This window comes from Streptomyces sp. NPDC050085 (assembly GCF_044460595.1).
In the GTDB taxonomy this organism is placed as follows: domain Bacteria; phylum Actinomycetota; class Actinomycetes; order Streptomycetales; family Streptomycetaceae; genus Streptomyces.
Genome location: NZ_JBITJZ010000010.1, coordinates 45,335 through 61,852 on the forward strand (window position 1 = coordinate 45,335; position 16,518 = coordinate 61,852).

The 16,518-nt window shown below is 69.8% G+C and carries 21 protein-coding genes; 17 read left to right on the plus strand and 4 right to left on the minus strand.

Going from position 1 to position 16,518, the window contains the following annotated elements; translation table 11 throughout:
• Positions 1-23: 23 nt before the first annotated feature.
• Entirely contained in the window at positions 24-839 is an 816-nt protein-coding gene (locus tag ACIBUY_RS30810; protein WP_365579857.1) for a response regulator transcription factor, read from the minus strand.
• Between the two features lie 229 nt (positions 840-1,068).
• Here ACIBUY_RS30810 and ACIBUY_RS30815 point away from each other — a divergent pair, with 229 nt between their 5' ends.
• The 8 genes from ACIBUY_RS30815 to ACIBUY_RS30850 all read left to right on the plus strand — a co-directional run bounded on the left by ACIBUY_RS30815 (position 1,069) and on the right by ACIBUY_RS30850 (position 6,269).
• A complete protein-coding gene (locus tag ACIBUY_RS30815; RefSeq protein ID WP_399154349.1) occupies positions 1,069-1,902 on the plus strand; it encodes an alpha/beta hydrolase in 834 nt (277 codons plus the stop codon).
• 87 nt (positions 1,903-1,989) lie between these two features.
• A complete protein-coding gene (locus tag ACIBUY_RS30820; RefSeq protein ID WP_365579852.1) occupies positions 1,990-2,244 on the plus strand; it encodes a MoaD/ThiS family protein in 255 nt (84 codons plus the stop codon).
• A gap of 5 nt (positions 2,245-2,249) precedes the next feature.
• Complete coding sequence (locus tag ACIBUY_RS30825) at positions 2,250-3,368, plus strand: hypothetical protein (protein ID WP_365579849.1); 1,119 nt, start codon at positions 2,250-2,252, stop codon at positions 3,366-3,368.
• Between the two features lie 170 nt (positions 3,369-3,538).
• The gene (locus tag ACIBUY_RS30830; RefSeq protein WP_365579846.1) at positions 3,539-4,285 is read left to right on the plus strand and encodes a DUF2993 domain-containing protein; all 747 of its coding nucleotides are present in this window, start codon (positions 3,539-3,541) and stop codon (positions 4,283-4,285) included.
• Between the two features lie 213 nt (positions 4,286-4,498).
• Entirely contained in the window at positions 4,499-4,579 is an 81-nt protein-coding gene (locus ACIBUY_RS30835) for a putative leader peptide (RefSeq protein ID WP_350962106.1), read from the plus strand.
• A gap of 116 nt (positions 4,580-4,695) precedes the next feature.
• On the plus strand, positions 4,696-5,541 hold the full coding sequence (locus tag ACIBUY_RS30840) for a sulfurtransferase (RefSeq protein WP_399154350.1): 846 nt from the start codon (positions 4,696-4,698) through the stop codon (positions 5,539-5,541).
• Positions 5,542-5,584: 43 nt separating this feature from the next.
• Positions 5,585-5,872, plus strand: coding sequence for a DUF1416 domain-containing protein (locus ACIBUY_RS30845; RefSeq protein ID WP_365579841.1), 288 nt, complete (start codon positions 5,585-5,587; stop codon positions 5,870-5,872).
• A gap of 130 nt (positions 5,873-6,002) precedes the next feature.
• Positions 6,003-6,269 carry a DUF3099 domain-containing protein gene (locus ACIBUY_RS30850; protein WP_365579838.1) on the plus strand — a complete coding sequence of 89 codons (267 nt, stop codon included), beginning with the start codon at positions 6,003-6,005 and terminating at the stop codon, positions 6,267-6,269.
• A gap of 240 nt (positions 6,270-6,509) precedes the next feature.
• Here the strand turns inward: ACIBUY_RS30850 and ACIBUY_RS30855 are convergent, their stop codons facing one another.
• On the minus strand, positions 6,510-7,418 hold the full coding sequence (locus ACIBUY_RS30855; RefSeq protein ID WP_365579832.1) for a VCBS repeat-containing protein: 909 nt from the start codon (positions 7,416-7,418) through the stop codon (positions 6,510-6,512).
• 587 nt (positions 7,419-8,005) lie between these two features.
• Between ACIBUY_RS30855 and ACIBUY_RS30860 the strand changes: the two genes are divergently transcribed.
• The 6 genes from ACIBUY_RS30860 to ACIBUY_RS30885 all read left to right on the plus strand — a co-directional run bounded on the left by ACIBUY_RS30860 (position 8,006) and on the right by ACIBUY_RS30885 (position 12,576).
• The gene (locus ACIBUY_RS30860) at positions 8,006-8,665 is read left to right on the plus strand and encodes a hypothetical protein (protein ID WP_399154351.1); all 660 of its coding nucleotides are present in this window, start codon (positions 8,006-8,008) and stop codon (positions 8,663-8,665) included.
• A complete protein-coding gene (locus tag ACIBUY_RS30865; RefSeq protein WP_365579826.1) occupies positions 8,662-9,438 on the plus strand; it encodes a hypothetical protein in 777 nt (258 codons plus the stop codon). Before ACIBUY_RS30860 ends, ACIBUY_RS30865 begins: the two co-directional genes overlap by 4 nt.
• Entirely contained in the window at positions 9,435-10,271 is an 837-nt protein-coding gene (locus tag ACIBUY_RS30870; RefSeq protein WP_399154352.1) for a hypothetical protein, read from the plus strand. Before ACIBUY_RS30865 ends, ACIBUY_RS30870 begins: the two co-directional genes overlap by 4 nt.
• Before the next feature lie 235 nt (positions 10,272-10,506).
• Positions 10,507-11,079, plus strand: coding sequence for an FABP family protein (locus ACIBUY_RS30875; RefSeq protein ID WP_365579821.1), 573 nt, complete (start codon positions 10,507-10,509; stop codon positions 11,077-11,079).
• Positions 11,080-11,105: 26 nt separating this feature from the next.
• The gene (locus ACIBUY_RS30880; RefSeq protein ID WP_365579819.1) at positions 11,106-11,561 is read left to right on the plus strand and encodes a transcriptional repressor; all 456 of its coding nucleotides are present in this window, start codon (positions 11,106-11,108) and stop codon (positions 11,559-11,561) included.
• A 34-nt stretch (positions 11,562-11,595) separates the two neighbouring features.
• On the plus strand, positions 11,596-12,576 hold the full coding sequence (locus ACIBUY_RS30885; RefSeq protein ID WP_365579817.1) for a folate-binding protein: 981 nt from the start codon (positions 11,596-11,598) through the stop codon (positions 12,574-12,576).
• Positions 12,577-12,582: 6 nt separating this feature from the next.
• Here ACIBUY_RS30885 and dtd read toward each other — a convergent pair whose 3' ends face one another.
• Positions 12,583-13,020 carry a D-aminoacyl-tRNA deacylase gene (dtd, locus tag ACIBUY_RS30890; RefSeq protein ID WP_365566817.1) on the minus strand — a complete coding sequence of 146 codons (438 nt, stop codon included), beginning with the start codon at positions 13,018-13,020 and terminating at the stop codon, positions 12,583-12,585.
• A gap of 188 nt (positions 13,021-13,208) precedes the next feature.
• On the opposite strand from dtd, the gene ACIBUY_RS30895 reads away from it, so the two are divergent.
• Both ACIBUY_RS30895 and ACIBUY_RS30900 read left to right on the plus strand, forming a co-directional pair.
• Positions 13,209-13,814 carry an ABC transporter substrate-binding protein gene (locus ACIBUY_RS30895; RefSeq protein ID WP_399154353.1) on the plus strand — a complete coding sequence of 202 codons (606 nt, stop codon included), beginning with the start codon at positions 13,209-13,211 and terminating at the stop codon, positions 13,812-13,814.
• 29 nt (positions 13,815-13,843) lie between these two features.
• Positions 13,844-15,103 carry a GNAT family N-acetyltransferase gene (locus ACIBUY_RS30900; protein ID WP_365566815.1) on the plus strand — a complete coding sequence of 420 codons (1,260 nt, stop codon included), beginning with the start codon at positions 13,844-13,846 and terminating at the stop codon, positions 15,101-15,103.
• A gap of 66 nt (positions 15,104-15,169) precedes the next feature.
• On the opposite strand, the gene ACIBUY_RS30905 is transcribed toward ACIBUY_RS30900, so the two are convergent.
• Positions 15,170-15,355, minus strand: coding sequence for a hypothetical protein (locus ACIBUY_RS30905; protein WP_365566814.1), 186 nt, complete (start codon positions 15,353-15,355; stop codon positions 15,170-15,172).
• A 210-nt stretch (positions 15,356-15,565) separates the two neighbouring features.
• Here ACIBUY_RS30905 and ACIBUY_RS30910 point away from each other — a divergent pair, with 210 nt between their 5' ends.
• On the plus strand, positions 15,566-16,501 hold the full coding sequence (locus tag ACIBUY_RS30910) for a winged helix-turn-helix domain-containing protein (RefSeq protein WP_365566813.1): 936 nt from the start codon (positions 15,566-15,568) through the stop codon (positions 16,499-16,501).
• Positions 16,502-16,518 lie beyond the last annotated feature (17 nt).

Consider the following 16,518-nt stretch of genomic DNA (forward strand, 5'->3'; position numbering starts at 1 on the left):
TGGGCAGGGCGTAAAGACCGTTCCTAGGGCTCCGCCGTGACGGCCTCGGCGCGCACCGCCGGTGCCGTGTCCGCTTCGTCCGCGTTGAGGTCCTTCACGTTCGTCACCGGCTTGCCGTCGGCCCGCTCGGCGATCTTCTCGGGGCTCCTGTCGGCGCTCTTCTCCGGCTTCTCCGGGGTGACGAAGCGGTAGCCGACGTTGCGCACGGTGCCGATCAGCGACTCGTGCTCGGGGCCGAGCTTCGCGCGCAGGCGCCGTACGTGGACGTCGACCGTCCGCGTACCGCCGAAGTAGTCGTAGCCCCAGACCTCCTGGAGCAGCTGGGCACGCGTGAAGACGCGGCCGGGGTGCTGCGCCAGGTACTTGAGGAGCTCGAACTCCTTGAAGGTCAGGTCGAGGACCCGGCCCTTGAGCTTCGCGCTGTACGTCGCCTCGTCGACCGACAGGTCGCCGTTGCGGATCTCCATCGGGGAGTCGTCGGCGACGATCTGCTGGCGGCCCATGGCCAGACGCAGGCGCGCCTCGACCTCGGCCGGGCCCGCGGTGTCGAGAAGTACGTCGTCGATGCCCCAGTCGGCGGTGACGGCGGCGAGGCCGCCCTCGGTCACGACGAGCACCAGCGGACAGCCGGGCCCCGTCGAGCGAAGGAGCTGACACAGGCTGCGGACCTGCGGGAGATCACGGCGGCCGTCGATCAGGATGACGTCGGCGCCTGGGGTGTCGACGAGGGCGGGGCCCTCCGCCGGGGCCACTCGCACGTTGTGCAGGAGCAGGCCGAGGGCGGGGAGCACCTCCGTCGACGGCTGAAGGGCATTGGTGAGGAGCAGCAGAGAGCTCATCGGTCCCCACCTGCCTGGGTGGTCCTGCGTTCGTGCACGGTTCGCTCGCCCATAACGTCTGGTTCCTCCTCGGTCCCTGCGAGGACGTTTGCGGCACTGCTTCGTGTTGCGTACTGCTCGGTGGACCCCGCGCCCCGGGGTCCTGCGCCTTCGTATACAACGCGCTTGAAAGCACAAAAGGACCCGGGGGCTGCATTGCCCGAGTCCTCTGCCCAGCACAATAGCCCACATGAGTTGGGGTCCGGCAGGTGACGAACGTGGATCTTCTGTGCGGCCGCTCACTGAACGAGCGCTGCGCGTGATGCTCCGCACACAGGACGGAGTGGCGATCGACGCGGCGTACGACCCGGGTGACGGGGTGCCCGGCGGGCCCGTGATCGTCCTCGCGCACGGCTTCACCGGCGATCTGGAGCGGCCCCATGTGCGGCGCGCGGCAGGGGTGTTCGCGCAGCGTGCGGCCGTGGTCACGTTCTCGTTCCGGGGGCACGGACGCTCCGGCGGGCGCTCCACGGTCGGCGACCGGGAGGTGCTCGATCTCGCGGCGGCCGTCGCATGGGCCCGCTCGCTCGGCCACGCGCGCGTGGTGACGGTCGGGTTTTCGATGGGTGGTTCGGTGGTGCTGCGGCACGCGGCGTCGCACAGGGGGCGCACGGAAGCGCGTACGGACGCCGTCGTCGCGGTCAGCGCCCCGGCGCGGTGGTTCTACCGGGGGACGGCGCCGATGCGGCGCCTGCACTGGGTGGTGACGCGGCCCACGGGCCGGATGGTCGGCCGCCTCGGTCTGCGCACCCGCATCCATCCCCACGAGTGGGACCCGATCCCGCTGTCTCCCGTCGAGTCGGTCCCGCTGATCGCTCCGACCCCGCTGCTCGTCGTGCACGGCGACCGCGACCCGTACTTCCCGCTCGACCACCCGCGGATGCTCGTCGAAGCGGCCTCGAAAGGGGGCGCTGGAGCCGAGTTGTGGCTGGAGCCGGGGATGGGGCACGCGGAGCACGCGGCGAGCGACGCACTCCTCGAACGGATCGGGGAGTGGGCCGCGGCCGCAGGTGCCGCACAATAGGACGCCGAACTGTTCACGACTGCTGACGCTGACGACTGCTGACGCCTGCTGACGCTGACGACTGCTTACGAGGAGAGGAGCCGCCCGATGGCTCAGGGCACGATTCGCTACTGGGCGGCTGCCAAGGCGGCCGCCGGAGTCGCCGAGGAACCGTACGAGGCCGACGACCTGGCCACGGCCCTCGAGGCGGCCCGCGGCCGACACCCCGGGGAACTGGTGCGTGTGCTGCAGCGTTGTTCGTTCCTCGTCGACGGGAACCCCGTGGGTACCCGTGGGCATGAGACGGTACGGCTTGCCGAGGGCGGCACGGTCGAGGTGCTCCCGCCGTTCGCAGGAGGGTGACCCCGATGAGCAACGACCAGCAGTACCCGCAGCATCCCCAGCAACCGCAGTACGACCAGTACGGGCAGCCCTACGACCCGTACGCGCAGCAGCAGCCTCAGCAACCGCAGACCCAGCAGTGGCAGGCGCAGACCTGGGACACCCAGGTGCAGCCCGCGCCGCAGGCGTATCTGCCGCCGCAGCAGCAGGAGCAGGCGTACGTGTACGGGGCCGAGGGACAGCCGCTGCCGCCGCAGCAGGAGTGGTCCTACGAGGCGCAGGCCCCTGCCCAGTCCCAGTCCCAGGTGCCCCCGGCGGCGCCGGTCTCCGTGACGGCGGAACCGGCCGGGCCCTCCTACGGTCCCGCCACGACCACCGGCAACACCCGCGTCACCGACGCCCAGCGCGCCCGCGCCGAGGGCCGCTCCCCGATCATCGAGCCGGGCATCCAGCCGGCCGGCCTCACCGCCGTCCTGGCCCTGATCCTCGCGGGCGGCGCCGCCATCGGCTCGTACGCACTCCTCGTACCGCTCCTGCTCCTGCAGGCGGTCACGGCCGCGGGCTGGTTCCGGCTCAACGGGATGTGGCCCGCCCGGCAGGGCATCGCCCTCGCGTTCCTCGGCGGTGTCGTGGCGGACGTCGCGCTGCTCGCCGCGGGGCGGGAGAACGGGCCCGCGGCGATCCTCGGCACCCTCGGCGTCTGGGTCCTGCTCACCCTCGTCCTCCAGCTCCGCTCGCACGCGTCGCCGGACGAGCGGATGTACGGCCTGATGGCGACCGTCACCTCGGCGGCCCTCGCGATCGTGGCCACCGGTCACCTCGCGGCCACGCCGGACGCGGTGACGGTCGGCACGATCGCCGTCGCCGCCGCGATCGTGGCCCGCGCGCTGCCGCTGCCGACACCGGTGTCCGTGGTCGTCGCGCTGCTCGCGGCCGCCGGGGCGGGGGTGCTGGCGGGGGGCCTGACGGACCTGGGCCCGGACGGGGGGCTGCTCGGACTCGGCGTCGGCGCGTGCGCCCTGATCGGCCACCGGGTCGCCTCGTACGACTACCCGTCGCGCTTCGTCCACATGACGGCGGGGGTGGCCCTGCCGCTCGCCGCGGCGGCTCCGGCGGTGTACGTCCTGGGCCGGGCGCTCGGCTAAGGGCGCTCGGCTAGGCCCCCGCGGCGCCCGGCGCCTGATCGACAACTTGGGAACAACTGTGCCCAGGCCCGCCACCCGTGGTCCTCGCCACGTAACCTCGCGACCAGTACATCCCGGCCGGGGGACACACGGGCGCCGGGGAACGTCGGACGTGGGGGAGCCCCAAGGCCATGCGCGCACTGCGAATACTGCTGATCATCGTCGTCATCGTCGGCGGCCTCTTCGTCATCGCCGACCGCGTCGCGGTCAACTTCGCCGAGGGCAAGGCCGCCGACAAGCTGAAGTCCAGCGAGGGCCTGGCCAGCACGCCGGACGTGTCCATCAAGGGCTTCCCGTTCCTGACCCAGGTCGTCGGCGGCAGCCTGGACGACGTGGAGATCGGCATCAAGGACTACGAGGCGAAGAGCGGCGGCGAGAGCGTCCACATCGCGGACCTGAAGGCCGAGATGCACGGCGTGGAGTTCAACAGCAGCTACAGCTCGGCCACCGCCGACTCCGCCACGGGCACGGCCCTCATCACGTACGCCGAACTGCTCAAGTCCGCCAAGTCCGAGCCGGTCGAGCTGCCGCTCGGCGCGACGGGCAAGGTCATCGGCCTCTCCGACGGCGGCAACGGCAAGATCAAGGTCGCCGTCGAGGTGAGCCGCGGCGGCGTGAAGCTGCCCGAGCCGATGTACGTCACGTCGACGATCACGGTCAAGGGCGACACCATCAACGCGCACGCCGACAGCATCCCCAAGTCCCTCAAGGTCCTGGGCGTCTCCGTGCCGCTGCCCGAGGGCACCGCCCGCAACGTCACCGACTTCTCGCAGAAGATCGACGACCTGCCGGCCGGCATCAAGCTGGACAAGGTCGAGGCCGTCGAGGACGGCGTCGAGATCACGGTGAAGGGTTCGAACCTCGACCTCGTCGGGTAGGCACCGGGGGCACCGAGGGCACCGGACAGACGGCGCTGCGTCCGCACTGCGAGACGGCGCCGTCCGAACAGCAGAAGTGAGCGGAGCCACAGCGGCCCCGGGACCCCGCGGGAGCGGCCCCGGGGCCTGATCATTCTCATATGCCGGACGATCCTGTCTCAGGATCCGACACGCCGGTGACACGGCCGCCTGTGCGTCCTTACGATCGGATGCATGAAGCGACAGGCGGATCTCACGAAGCGGCGGGCAGTAGACCTGTGCCGCGTCGCCGCCATGCTCTGTCGCGCCGTCTGAGCGGGCGGTCAACTCCCGCTCCTCCTCGGCCCTTTGAGACGACTCGGGGCCCATCCGTGCATCCGCACCCCTCACATCCCCGCATGCCTGCCGCAACTGCCCCGGAGGAAGACAGCATGAGCCGCACTGACGTCCTGGTCGACGCCGACTGGGTCGAGGCCAACCTCGACAACGAGAACGTGGCGATCGTCGAGGTCGACGAGGACACGTCGGCGTACGACAAGAACCACATCAAGAACGCGATCCGCATCGACTGGACCAAGGACCTCCAGGACCCGGTCCGCCGTGACTTCATCGACCAGGCCGGCTTCGAGGCACTGCTGTCGAAGAAGGGCATCGCCAACGACACGACCGTCGTCCTCTACGGCGGCAACAACAACTGGTTCGCGTCCTACGCCTACTGGTACTTCAAGCTCTACGGTCACCAGGACGTCAAGCTGCTCGACGGCGGCCGCAAGAAGTGGGAGCTCGACTCCCGCGACCTGGTCGACGGCGACGCGGTTCCGAACCGTCCGGCCACGCAGTACAAGGCCAAGCCCCAGGACACGTCGATCCGCGCCTTCCGCGACGACGTCGTGAACGCGATCGGCACCCAGAACCTGGTCGACGTGCGCTCCCCCGACGAGTTCAGCGGCAAGCTGCTCGCCCCCGCCCACCTCCCGCAGGAGCAGTCGCAGCGCCCCGGCCACGTGCCGTCGGCCCGCAACATCCCGTGGTCGAAGAACGCCAACGACGACGGCACCTTCAAGTCGGACGACGACCTGAAGGCCCTGTACGCCGAGGAGCAGGTCGACCTGGCCAAGGACTCCATCGCGTACTGCCGCATCGGCGAGCGCTCGGCCCTGACCTGGTTCGTCCTGCACGAGCTGCTCGGCGTCGAGAACGTCAAGAACTACGACGGCTCGTGGACCGAGTACGGCTCGCTGGTCGGCGTGCCGATCGAGCTCGGCGCCAACAAGTAACCCAACCGACCTTCAACTTCTCTTCCTCTTCTAGGAGTTCAGCATGTGTGGAGCGAAGGTCGGCGGCCCCGACGCCTCGACGATCAAGCCCGGTGAGACCACGATCCAGGGCCAGGTGACCCGCGACGGCGAGCCGGTGACGGGCTACGTCCGTCTCCTGGACTCGACCGGCGAGTTCACCGCGGAGGTCCCCACCTCCGCCACGGGCCAGTTCCGCTTCTACGCGGCCGAGGGCACGTGGACGCTGCGCGCGCTGGTGCCGGGTGGCACGGCGGACCGTACGGTCGTCGCGCAGACGGGCGGCCTCGCGGAGGTCGCGATCGCGGTCTGAGTGACCTGAATGATCTGAGTGACCTGAGCGGTCACTCGTTGAACGGCCTGAGGGCCGCACCCCTGGGGGTTGGACGCCATTCCGGGAACAGGGTGCGGCCCTTTGGCTTGCCCGGACTTACGCTGGAGACATGTACGCGCGGCGAAAGCACCTCTACTTCGCCATGATGGGCGTCTGCATCGCCCTCTTCGTCCTGGCGTGGGGCGTCGTACGTCTCTGGTCGATCCCCGCCGCCGTGGCGATGTGCGTCGTCGCCATGGTCATCCCCCCGTTCGCCGCGATCGTCGCGAACCGGCGCGGGCCCGAGGACCGGTGGTGGGACGACCCGTCGGGAGACTCGAAGTCCGACGAGTGGTGGGACGAGCTGGACGGGAAGAAGCGGCGGCGGGAGCCGTAGCGCCGCGCTGGTGCGAGGGCCGATTTGCCGACCGGGTGAGGGAAGAGCTTGGCACTGACGTCGCGGATTTACTTCCGCGAGGGGACCGGGTTTCGCCCGAAGGGTGTTGAGTGGGTGAAGGGGCATTTCACCGGTGAGCTTTATGAAGATGTGTAGTGCTGTCGGCTGAAACCAAAAAAGCGCCGGCAGTGAGCCCGAGGGCGGGCTCACTGTCGGCGCTTTTCAGTTCAGCGTGCAGGATCAGCTGTAGAGCAGGCGGTACGTCGAGAAGCCGTAGCCGATCTTCTTCTTCGCGGCGAACACCGGTGAGGCGCTGCCCGTGCCCTTGTACAGGTACAGGTCACCAGTGCTGGTGCGGGCGAGCAGGTCGGCCTTGCCGTCCAGGTCGATGTCGCCGCTGCCGACCAGGGTGTTGAACTGGTTCCAGCCGGCGCCGATCTTGACCTTGGCGCTGAACAGCGAGTTCACGTTGCCCGTGCCCTTGTACAGCCACAGGACACCGGCGCTGTCGCGGGCCACGATGTCGGCCTTGCCGTCGCCGGTCAGGTCGCCGCGGCCGGTGATCTGGTTGTACTGGTTCCAGCCGCTGCCGATCTTGATGCGCTTGGTCAGCGTGCCGTCGCCGTAGCCGAGGTAGGCGTACAGGACACCGGACTTGTCACGGGCGAGGACGTCGGCGCCCTGGGCACCGGCGATGTTCCCGGGGGACAGCACCTTGCTGTAGATGGTCCAGCCGTAGCCGACCTTCTTGGAGTCCGTGTTGTACACGTCCCCGTTCTTGGTCCAGATCCAGGCGTCGTCGCTGTAGCCGTCGCCGTCGTTGTCGGCGTCGGCGGCCGCGATCACGCCGGTGTAGTCGCCGAGGGGCTCACGGGCCTGGAGGCCGCCCGAGCCGTTGGGCGTGTAGTGGTACAGCCAGTCGTTCTTGTCGATGCCGTACAGGCCCGGCAGCGGGGCCGCGGCGTCGGCCGACGCCGCGGCGAAGGACCGGTTCTGCTGCGCGGTGGTGTGCTTGGCGATCTTGGCGGCGTTGGCGGAGCCCGTGTCGGCCGAGGCCGACGCGGCGCCCAGCGTCGTGGCGAGCAGGGCGGCGGCGACGGAAGCGACGGCCACGCGGGCCTTCATCGCGCGCGTAGTACGACGGGTCATGAGGATCTCCTCAGTCCGGGACCGGCCACTGGTGGTGGCCGTGAGCCCGGTGGTGTTGATGGGGTGTCGCGGGTCGTCGAAGGCGACCTCGGCGACAAAAGGTGATGAAGGTGATGAAAGGGTGTGCTGGAGAGCCCCTTGGAACGGCCCGGGAAAGCCAGTGCCGGTCATGTGCCGCGGACGTCACTCACGACGTCGTCACCGGCAGGCCGAATCTGATTTCGCACAGGCGGAACCAGGGTGCTGGTTCACGCCTGTTGGGCCTCGGCAATGAGCTTCCGAGGCGCCCCCCAGCGGGATCTTGTCATAGGGATGTCCCTTGCGCCTAGTGTGTTGTTCATGTGACGCATCTGTGACTCCCGCCCCAGCGATTTCGTGGTGGAGTCTTGATGAACCCGTGATCAACCCCCGTACAACCAGGCACGACTTCTATGGGTCTCCTGTGCGCGTGGATACGGAATTCGCGCTTCACGTTCCTGGGGGGATCGTTGGATCACGAAGAATTTCCGCGAGCGGAGGAGCGGGCGGAGGAGCCGCTCCGTCGCCGTAGACGTGGGCGTACCGCCGCACTCATTGCCTGCGCCGCCGTGCTCGGTGTCGTCGCGGGCGTGTGCACCGGATACGTCGTGCAGGCGGGGCGGGAGCCGGACCCGTTGCCGCCGCTCGCGCAGCAGAAGGTGGGCCAGGCCAAGGACACCAAGGCGCCCGTGGCGCTGTCCGCCGCCGAGGACCACCGGGTCAAGACGGACGGCGACCTGCGCAAGCTGCTCGTCCCGCGTCCTGCGGGCACCCAGAAGTCGGGCGGCGTGCAGGGCTGGGTCGACCAGTACGGCTACGCGGGCGACTACAAGGAGCCGGGCCGGATGTTCGCCGACCTGTCCGACGACTCCTTCAGGCGGTCTGCCGTCACCGAGTGGAAGAAGGGCCAGTCCACGACCGAGGTCCACCTCATCCAGTTCCGGGACACCGAGAAGCTCAGCTCCCGCAACTTCCTCAGCGGCCAGCTGACGTACATGAGCGATTCCGAGTGGGCGGGCAACGGGGGCGAGCCCGTCCCCGGCAGCTCCAACGCCCGCGTCTACGTCTTCGACCACCCGAGGACCGAGGCCGGTTACCTGCCGTTGTACGAGGCCAGGGCGCTCGGCGCACGCGGCGACATCGTCATGGACCTCTGGTTCTTCGACACCAAGCCGATTCCGAAGAAGACCGCGATGGCGCTCGCCAAGCGGCAGTTGGAGCGCCTGTGAGCGACGAACAGTTCGCGGAGGTTCCGCCCGGCGAGGCACCCGCGCCCGCCCGCAGGCCCCGCCGCTGGCCCGCCGTCCTCGTGGCCTGCGTCGTCGTGCTGGCCGTCGCCGCAGGTACCGGGTTCACCGTGATGAAGGTGAACGACGCCGACCGTACGGTCCGTACCGAGGTGTGGGGCAAGCCGGAGAAGCAGAAGCAGCGTGCCGGAGGTGTCGGCGGCGTGCAGGGCGATCTCACCAAGCGGCTGCTGCCCGTGCCCGACGGGTACGTTCCGGGGCCGGACATCGACGAGTTCGGCAACGACAAGGTGATCACCGGGCCCGAGGCGGTGGCCCGGCTGCGCAAGGCCGCGGACGACCTGCCCGCCCGCCAGCGCGCGTCCCAGCGCAAGGCCATCGACAGGCTGAAGCTCAAGGGCCTGGCGATGCGCAGCTACTCCGCGGACACCGACGATCTCGTCGTCGAACTGCAGTTGGCTCAGCTGCAGAACCGGCAGGCGGGCCGGGACCTCAAGGCGTTCCAGACGCAGTTCCTGCGCGCGCTCGGCATCTTCACCAAGGGCCCGAGGATCAAGGGGCACAGCAACGCCGACTGCTTCCTCGCTCCCCGGGACGGCGACACCAAGCTCGACGTGCTGATGTGCAGCGCGTACGAGGACGATCTGCTCGTCTCCGTCACCGCGTACGGGCCGAAGTCGATCGACAGCAAGGCCGTCGCCGATCTCCTGGCCCGGCAGCTCGACCACATCACTTCGCGGGGGGAGCTCGTATGACCCAGCCGATTCAGCCCGTGTCTCCCGTGCCCGAGGTACTGCCTCCGGTGTCCGAGCTGCCGCAGCCCCCGCTCAAGAAGGATCGCCGCGTGCTGCGGGCCGCGCTGCGCTGGACCGCCGCCGTCGTCGTGTTCGCGGCCCTCGGCGCCGGGACCGCGTACGGCGTCATGGAACGCACCCGCGGTGACCTGCCGGGCCTCGCCACCGAGAGCGACGGCCGCTGGGAGTACCCGGCGATCCAGAAGCCGGCGCTGCCCAAGGGCGCCCCGGCCGTGTTCGCCGAGGGCAACTCCCGCGAGGAGCACTACGCCGATCTGCGCGCGCTCCTGCTGCCTGCGCCGAAGGGCGCCGTGGAGGACAAGGCGCTGGCGGGCAAGGACGGCTGGCTGCCCTCCGCCACGTATCTGGCGGAGTACGAGAAGGACGTGCGCGGCGAACTGGCACCGGCCCTGAAGGACGGCGGCCTGCGGCACATCGCCGCCCGCGGCTGGACCATGCCCGACGGCACGCACACCCGCATCTACCTGCTGCGCTTCACCACGCGAGGGTTCGCTCACGACTACCGCGGAGCTGTCGCGTCGAACAGCGCCGCGCTCATCGGCGCCCCCGACACCGTCGAGGACTACTCCTGGGCGGCGGGCGACCTCAACGAGAACCCGTACACCGTCATCGGAGCCCAGGAGGAGAAGCGGCCCTACGGGAAGGAGCAGGTCCGCCAGGCGTTCATCGAGGCCGGTGACGTGTACGCCCTGGTCGTCCAGTCCCGCAAGGGCACCACCGCCAAGGTCCCCTTCCAGCAGACGGTCGTACTCCAGAACCAGCTGCTCGGCTGACCCCAGCGGCCCACCTCGCCGAGAGCCCCGGGCCCCACCCGACTAGAGTGGGGCCCGGCTCTGTAACCGCATCGATCCGCCAGTACCGCTCACCGAGGAGCACCCGTGCTTGAGGCCTTCTTCTCCGCTCTCCTTGTCCTGGTCTGCGTCGGCGTCCTCGCCTTCGCCGGTCTGACCGTGAAGAAGCTGTACCAGGGCCAGCGCTGACCCCCACCGAGAGACGTCTGAACCGCTCATGATCCAGATCCCGTCAGACCTGCACCCCGACCTCGTCCCGCTGGCCTTCCTCCTGGGCAACTGGGCGGGCGCCGGCGTCACCGACTTCCCCGGCGCCGAGAAGGCCAATTTCGGCCAGGAGGTCTCCTTCACCCACGACGGGCGGGACTTCCTCGAGTACCACTCGCACAGCTGGGTCCTCGACAGCGAGGGCAACAAGGTCAAGCCGCTGGAGTCCGAGGCCGGTTTCTGGCGGGTCGACAAGGACCGCAAGGTCGAGGTCGTCATGGTCCGCGACGACGGTGTCGTCGAGGTCTGGTACGGCGAGCTGGCCGACAAGAAGCCGCAGATCGACCTGGCGACCGACGCGGTCGCGCGCACCGCGGCCTCCGGCCCGTACAGCGGCGGCAAGCGGCTCTACGGCTACGTGAAGAGCGACCTGATGTGGGTCGGCGAGAAGCAGACCCCCGAGGTTCCGCTGCGCCCCTACATGTCGGCCCAGCTCAAGAAGGTCGTCTCCCCGGAGGAGGTCGCCGAGATGGCGCGCAACCTCCCGGACATGCCCGATGACGGCATCGCCTTCTTCAAGTAGGTCCCCGTAGTCCTACACTCGGCGGTGTGGTGAGCACCGAAGGCATCGACTGGAAGAGCGATCTGCGGCAGCGCGGCTACCGGCTGACGCCGCAGCGCCAGCTCGTCCTCGAGGCCGTCGACACCCTCGAGCACGCGACCCCCGACGACATCTTGTGCGAAGTGCGCAAGACGGCGTCGGGGATCAACATCTCGACGGTCTACCGGACCCTCGAGCTGCTCGAAGAGCTCGGGCTCGTCTCGCACGCGCACCTCGGGCACGGTGCGCCCACATACCACCTCGCCGACCGGCACCACCACATCCACCTGGTCTGCCGGGACTGCACGGACGTGATCGAGGCCGATGTGGACGTCGCCAAGGAGTTCACGGCCAAGCTGCGCGCCGAGTTCGGCTTCGACACCGATCTGAAGCACTTCGCGATCTTCGGGCGGTGCCAGAACTGCACGGCGTCCGAGGCGTCCAAGGACCCCGCGAAGGAATAAGCGCGTCCGTGCGCTCGTCGTAATGTGAGTGACCATGCAGCGACATTCAACGAGCAGCCCCCTGCTGACCCTGCCCGGCGCCGTCCCCGGTGAGGGCGTGGACGAAGGCGTCGCCGCGCACTACGGCGACCTGTTCCGCGAACAGCGCTCCCTCGCCGACGGGGCGGGCGTCGTCGACCTCTCGCACCGCGGTGTGCTCACCGTCACCGGTGACGACCGGCTGAGCTGGCTGCACCTGCTGCTCACCCAGCACGTCGAGCAGCTGCCGCCGAACCAGGCCACGGAAGCGCTGGTGCTCTCCGCCAACGGGCACATCGAGCACGCCCTATACCTCGTCGACGACGGGACGACGACCTGGGTGCACGTGGAGCCCGGTACGCGCGAGGCGCTCGCCGCGTACCTGGAGTCCATGAAGTTCTTCTACCGGGTCGAAGTGGCCGACAGGACCGACGAGTTCGCCGTCGTGCACCTGCCCGCCGGGTCCATCGCCCCGGTCCCGGACGGGGTCGCCGTGCGCGAGACCGCGTACGGGCGCGACCTGTTCCTGCCGCGCGCCGACCTGGAGGCGTACGCCGCCGCCCACGGGCCCGCCGTCGGACTGCTCGCCTACGAGGCGCTGCGCGTCGAGCAGCACCGGCCGCGGCTCGGCTTCGAGACCGACCACCGGACCATCCCGCACGAGCTGGGCTGGATCGGCAGCGCCGTCCATCTGCAGAAGGGCTGCTACCGCGGGCAGGAGACCGTCGCCCGCGTGCAGAACCTGGGCAAGCCGCCGCGCCGCCTCGTCTTCCTGCACCTGGACGGCAGCGAGGTGCATCTGCCGCCGCACGGGGCGGAGGTGCGGCTTGCCGCCGATGGCCCTGAGGGGCGGAAGATCGGGTTCGTGACGACGTCCGTACGCCACCACGAGCTCGGGCCGATCGCGCTCGCGCTGGTCAAGCGGAACGTGCCGCTCGATGCGCAGCTCATGGCCGAGGACACCGCGGCCGCGCAGGAAGTCGTCGTCGAGCCCTAGCCCCGGTTACATCTCCAGCAGCACCGTGAACGGGCCGTCGTTCGTCAGGGACACCCGCATCTGCGCCCCGAACCGGCCCGTCGCCACCGTCGCGCCCAGCGACCGCAGTTGGGCCACGACCTCGTCGACCAGGGGCTCGGCGACGTCGCCGGGGGCCGCCGCGTTCCACGTGGGGCGGCGGCCCTTGCGGGCGTCGCCGTAGAGCGTGAACTGGCTGATCACGAGCAGCGGGGCGTCGATGTCGCTGCACGACTTCTCGTCGGCGAGCATCCGCACCGACCAGAGTTTGCGGGCCAGTTGGGCCGCCTTCTCCTTCGTGTCCTCGTGCGTGACCCCGACGAGGACGCACAGGCCCTCGCCCTCGATCTCACCCACGGTCTTCTTCTGGTTGTCTTCGTCCACGACGACGCTCGCGCCGTCCACCCGCTGCACCACTGCTCGCATACGGCCATCATGCCGTGCCGTCCTCTTACGGTTCTTACCGACTTCGAACCCCCCATCCGGGGCGGATATGGGGTACTCGCGCACAGAGCGGGCACCGGGAGTGGCACCATGCTCACACGCAGTGCGCCGGTGGCGCGCGGCGTCGGTCCGGTCGAGGGGACGGTAAGCAGACCATGGATGCTCACGCCATGCACCACACACGGAGTACGGGCCTGCCCGGGGAGCCCGTCTCCCTGACGCACACCGGCCGCGTCGCTCCGCTGGCCCGGCCGCCCGCGCAGCGCATCGGCAGCCCGGAGCTGCCCGCTCCGCCCGAGCACGACCTGGCGGATCTGCGGCTGCCCGAGCTGCGCCGGGTGCGGCGTGAGTCGCAGCAGGACGAGGCGGACCTCAGTTACGTACGCCGGCTGCTCCAGGGGCGCATCGACATCCTGCGCGCCGAGTTGGGCCGGCGCCGGGACCCGGAGACGCCGGTCGTGGACCGGCTCTCGGAGATCCTGCGGGACCAGCCGACCCGGCACCGCTCCTCGGCCCGCCACGTCACGCTCGGCACCCCGCACAGCGAGGAGTTCCGGCGTCTTGCCGCCGAGATGCTCGCCGAGGTCGAGCTGTCCGATCTGGCGGCCCGCACGGACGACGAGCTGCACGCGGCGATGGGGCGGCTGGTGCGGTACGAGCAGCAGGTGTCCCGGCGCCGGCAGCATCTGCAGCGGACGGCCGACGACTGCAGCGCGGAGATCGCGCGGCGGTACCGGGACGGCGAGGCGCAGGTGGACGATCTGCTCGGCGGGTAGGTGCCGCCCGTCCCGCCTACCGTGGGCGCATGAGTACTCGCCCCGACGACGTCATCGACGTACGGCCCATCACCGAAGACGAGTTACCCGAGTGGTGTCGCGCCCGGAACCGCGGGTTCCTGCGGGAGCCGGTCGTCTCGCAGGAGCATGTCGCCGTGCGGCGCGCGCAGTTCGACCTGGGCAGGACCCGGGCCGCGTTCGCCCCCCGGCAGGTCGCCACCTTCCGGTCGTTCGCGCAGGAGCTGACCGTGCCCGGCGGGGCCGTCGTGCCCGCTGACGCCATCACGAACGTCACCGTCGGTCCGACCCACCGCCGCCGCGGCCTGCTCAGCCGGATGATGGCCGACGACCTGGCCGAGGCGAAGGCGCGCGGGGACGTGGCCGCGACGCTCATCGCCGCCGAGTACCCGATCTACGGGCGCTACGGGTTCGGGCCCGCGGCCACCACCACGAACTTTGAGATCGACGTGCCCCGGGCCGGTCTCGACCCGCGCTGGGCGGGCCCGGGCGACGGCGGGCGGGTCGACTTCGCCGACGCCGACGAGATCCGCAAGGTCGGGCCCGAGCTGTACGGGCGGCTGCGCACGCGGGTCGCGGGCCTCGTGTCGCGCGACGACTACTGGTGGCGGCTCAACACCGGGGCGCATCCGACGCCGGAGGACCCGTGGAAGGAGCCGTTCTACGCCCTGTACCGGGGGGCCGGCGGTGAGGTGGAGGGGTTCGTTTCGTACTGGTGCGAGGAGCGCTTCAACGACGGGGTCCAGCCGGTGTGCGAGGCGAAGGTGCAGAACCTGTTCGGGCTCACCCCGGCCGCCGAGCGGGCGCTGTGGACGTTCGTCTGCTCGATCGACTGGGTCACGGTCGTGCACAGCGGCCACCGCGCCCCCGACGACCTGCTGCCGCACCTGCTGCCCGACCCGCGGGCCGCCCGCGTCGTGCGGCAGGCCGACTCCCTGTGGGTGCGGATCCTCGATGTCGTACGGGCCCTGGAGGCCAGGTCGTACGACGTGCGGGGCGAGCTCGTGCTGGAGGTGCGGGACCGGGCCGGTCTGGCCGGCGGCCGGTTCAGGCTGGCGGCGGCGCCCGACGGTGCGGTGTGCGAGCCGAGCGACGAGTCCCCCCGACTCACCCTGGACATCGGTGAGTTGGGGTCCCTGTGGCTGGGCGACGCGTCCGCGGTGCGGCTGGCCGCCCTGGGCCGCTTGGTGGAGGAAGAGACGGGCGCCGCCGTCATTGCCGACGCCCTGTTCCGTACGGCACGCCGGCCGTGGTGCCCCGACGTGTTCTGAGTCGCGTACGGGCGTGCGCGGAGAAGACCGACCGGGCTCCCGGCTCCCCTCCGGAAGGGAGCCCGGTCAGCCGCTCTGGGCCAGCAGCATGACGAGGACGACCGCGCCGATGCCGCTGATCATGGTGTTCTTGGCCTTGAGTCCGACGGACAGCACGATGAACGCGATGATGCCCATCGGGCCGTACTTCCACTGGATGAGCTGCTCGAATCCGATGGCGAGAGCGGCGATGAGGATGGCGAAGACCGGCATGGGGACTTACCTCCTTCGGGTCCGAGTGGTGACCAACTCCCGCGCCATAGCGGTGACGTAGACCAACCTGTGTGGTCGACGCCAACCCCCGAGGTTGTCCGACCATGTCGCTCAAGTTGGTCACCAACTCACTGGTACTTATCTCCGCTGAAGCGCGACTCATAACCACCTTCTTCTCAACTCCCCAAAGATGGCGGGAAGTTGTAGTGTTTGGTTGTGAGTGCGGAACATGCCGCCGTCAACGGACGGCCAGGGCCGCAGCGGACGCACTGGACGTACCGCGAAGTGGCCGATGAGCTGCGCGCCCGGATCCGTTCCGGGCATCTGAGTCCTGGCCAACGCATGCCTACCCAGGCGCAGTTGGCGGACGAGTTCGGGGTGGAGCGGTCCGCCGTACGTCAGGCGCTGCGCGTTCTGCAGTCCGAGCAACTGCTGGCCAACGTCTCGAAGGGCAGCCCGGCCACCGTCGCGGAGAACACCCAGCCCGCGTTCAGCGGTCCCGGTGCGCCCCCGCAGCCGACGATGGTCGCCCTGTCCCAGAAGGTCGCGGCCGCGTTCCTGCAGCAGGACGTGGAGATCGACGCGCTGTGTCTGACGTCGGTCTCGCTGACCCTCGCGATGGGCGAGCCGCTGCGCCACATCCACGCGGGCCGAATGAAACCGGCCAGGGTCCGGGTGCGGGTGCTGCTGCCCAGCCGGGACATCGACCTCGCCTTCCCTGCGCCCGCGGACGCGCGCGTGGAGGCGGACGGGGTGATGGGCGGCGTGGGCGGCGTGCTGCAGCGCAACTGGCTGCGGCAGCGCAACGCGCAGGGGCAGGTGCTCCGGCACAATCTGCTGGCCCTGCGCGCCACCCACGGCATCGACGTGGAGGTCGAGTTCCGGGCGCTGCCGTTCACGCCGCCGGTCAAGCTGTACCTGCTCAACAACACCGAGGCGCTGTTCGCGTACTACACGCTGACCCGGCGCGGTGAGCAGATCGACCACGAGCGGGTGGACGTGTACGACGCGCAGGGGGTGCGGCAGATGCTCTTCGCGTTCCAACAGGGGGCGGGACTGCGCGACACGACGTTCGTCGAGCAGTCCCACCTGTGGTTCAACAGCCTCTGGAACACCATCAGTTCGGATCTGACACTCAGCTCGTAGAGCCTGTGTCCCATCCC

Excerpts from the sequence above, each read along its gene's own strand:
- ACIBUY_RS30905 (WP_365566814.1), bottom strand. The coding sequence starts at position 15,355 with ATGCCGGTCTTCGCCATCCTCATCGCCGCTCTCGCCATCGGATTCGAG.
- ACIBUY_RS30835 (WP_350962106.1), top strand. The coding sequence starts at position 4,499 with ATGAAGCGACAGGCGGATCTCACGAAGCGGCGGGCAGTAGACCTGTGC.
- ACIBUY_RS30845 (WP_365579841.1), top strand. The coding sequence starts at position 5,585 with ATGTGTGGAGCGAAGGTCGGCGGCCCCGACGCCTCGACGATCAAGCCC.
- ACIBUY_RS30840 (WP_399154350.1), top strand. The coding sequence starts at position 4,696 with ATGAGCCGCACTGACGTCCTGGTCGACGCCGACTGGGTCGAGGCCAAC.
- ACIBUY_RS30825 (WP_365579849.1), top strand. The coding sequence starts at position 2,250 with ATGAGCAACGACCAGCAGTACCCGCAGCATCCCCAGCAACCGCAGTAC.
- ACIBUY_RS30900 (WP_365566815.1), top strand. The coding sequence starts at position 13,844 with ATGAGTACTCGCCCCGACGACGTCATCGACGTACGGCCCATCACCGAA.
- dtd (WP_365566817.1), bottom strand. The coding sequence starts at position 13,020 with ATGCGAGCAGTGGTGCAGCGGGTGGACGGCGCGAGCGTCGTCGTGGAC.
- ACIBUY_RS30820 (WP_365579852.1), top strand. The coding sequence starts at position 1,990 with ATGGCTCAGGGCACGATTCGCTACTGGGCGGCTGCCAAGGCGGCCGCC.
- ACIBUY_RS30855 (WP_365579832.1), bottom strand. The coding sequence starts at position 7,418 with ATGACCCGTCGTACTACGCGCGCGATGAAGGCCCGCGTGGCCGTCGCT.
- ACIBUY_RS30875 (WP_365579821.1), top strand. The coding sequence starts at position 10,507 with ATGATCCAGATCCCGTCAGACCTGCACCCCGACCTCGTCCCGCTGGCC.
- ACIBUY_RS30870 (WP_399154352.1), top strand. The coding sequence starts at position 9,435 with ATGACCCAGCCGATTCAGCCCGTGTCTCCCGTGCCCGAGGTACTGCCT.
- ACIBUY_RS30885 (WP_365579817.1), top strand. The coding sequence starts at position 11,596 with ATGCAGCGACATTCAACGAGCAGCCCCCTGCTGACCCTGCCCGGCGCC.
- ACIBUY_RS30830 (WP_365579846.1), top strand. The coding sequence starts at position 3,539 with ATGCGCGCACTGCGAATACTGCTGATCATCGTCGTCATCGTCGGCGGC.
- ACIBUY_RS30850 (WP_365579838.1), top strand. The coding sequence starts at position 6,003 with ATGTACGCGCGGCGAAAGCACCTCTACTTCGCCATGATGGGCGTCTGC.
- ACIBUY_RS30810 (WP_365579857.1), bottom strand. The coding sequence starts at position 839 with ATGAGCTCTCTGCTGCTCCTCACCAATGCCCTTCAGCCGTCGACGGAG.
- ACIBUY_RS30815 (WP_399154349.1), top strand. The coding sequence starts at position 1,069 with ATGAGTTGGGGTCCGGCAGGTGACGAACGTGGATCTTCTGTGCGGCCG.
- ACIBUY_RS30895 (WP_399154353.1), top strand. The coding sequence starts at position 13,209 with ATGCACCACACACGGAGTACGGGCCTGCCCGGGGAGCCCGTCTCCCTG.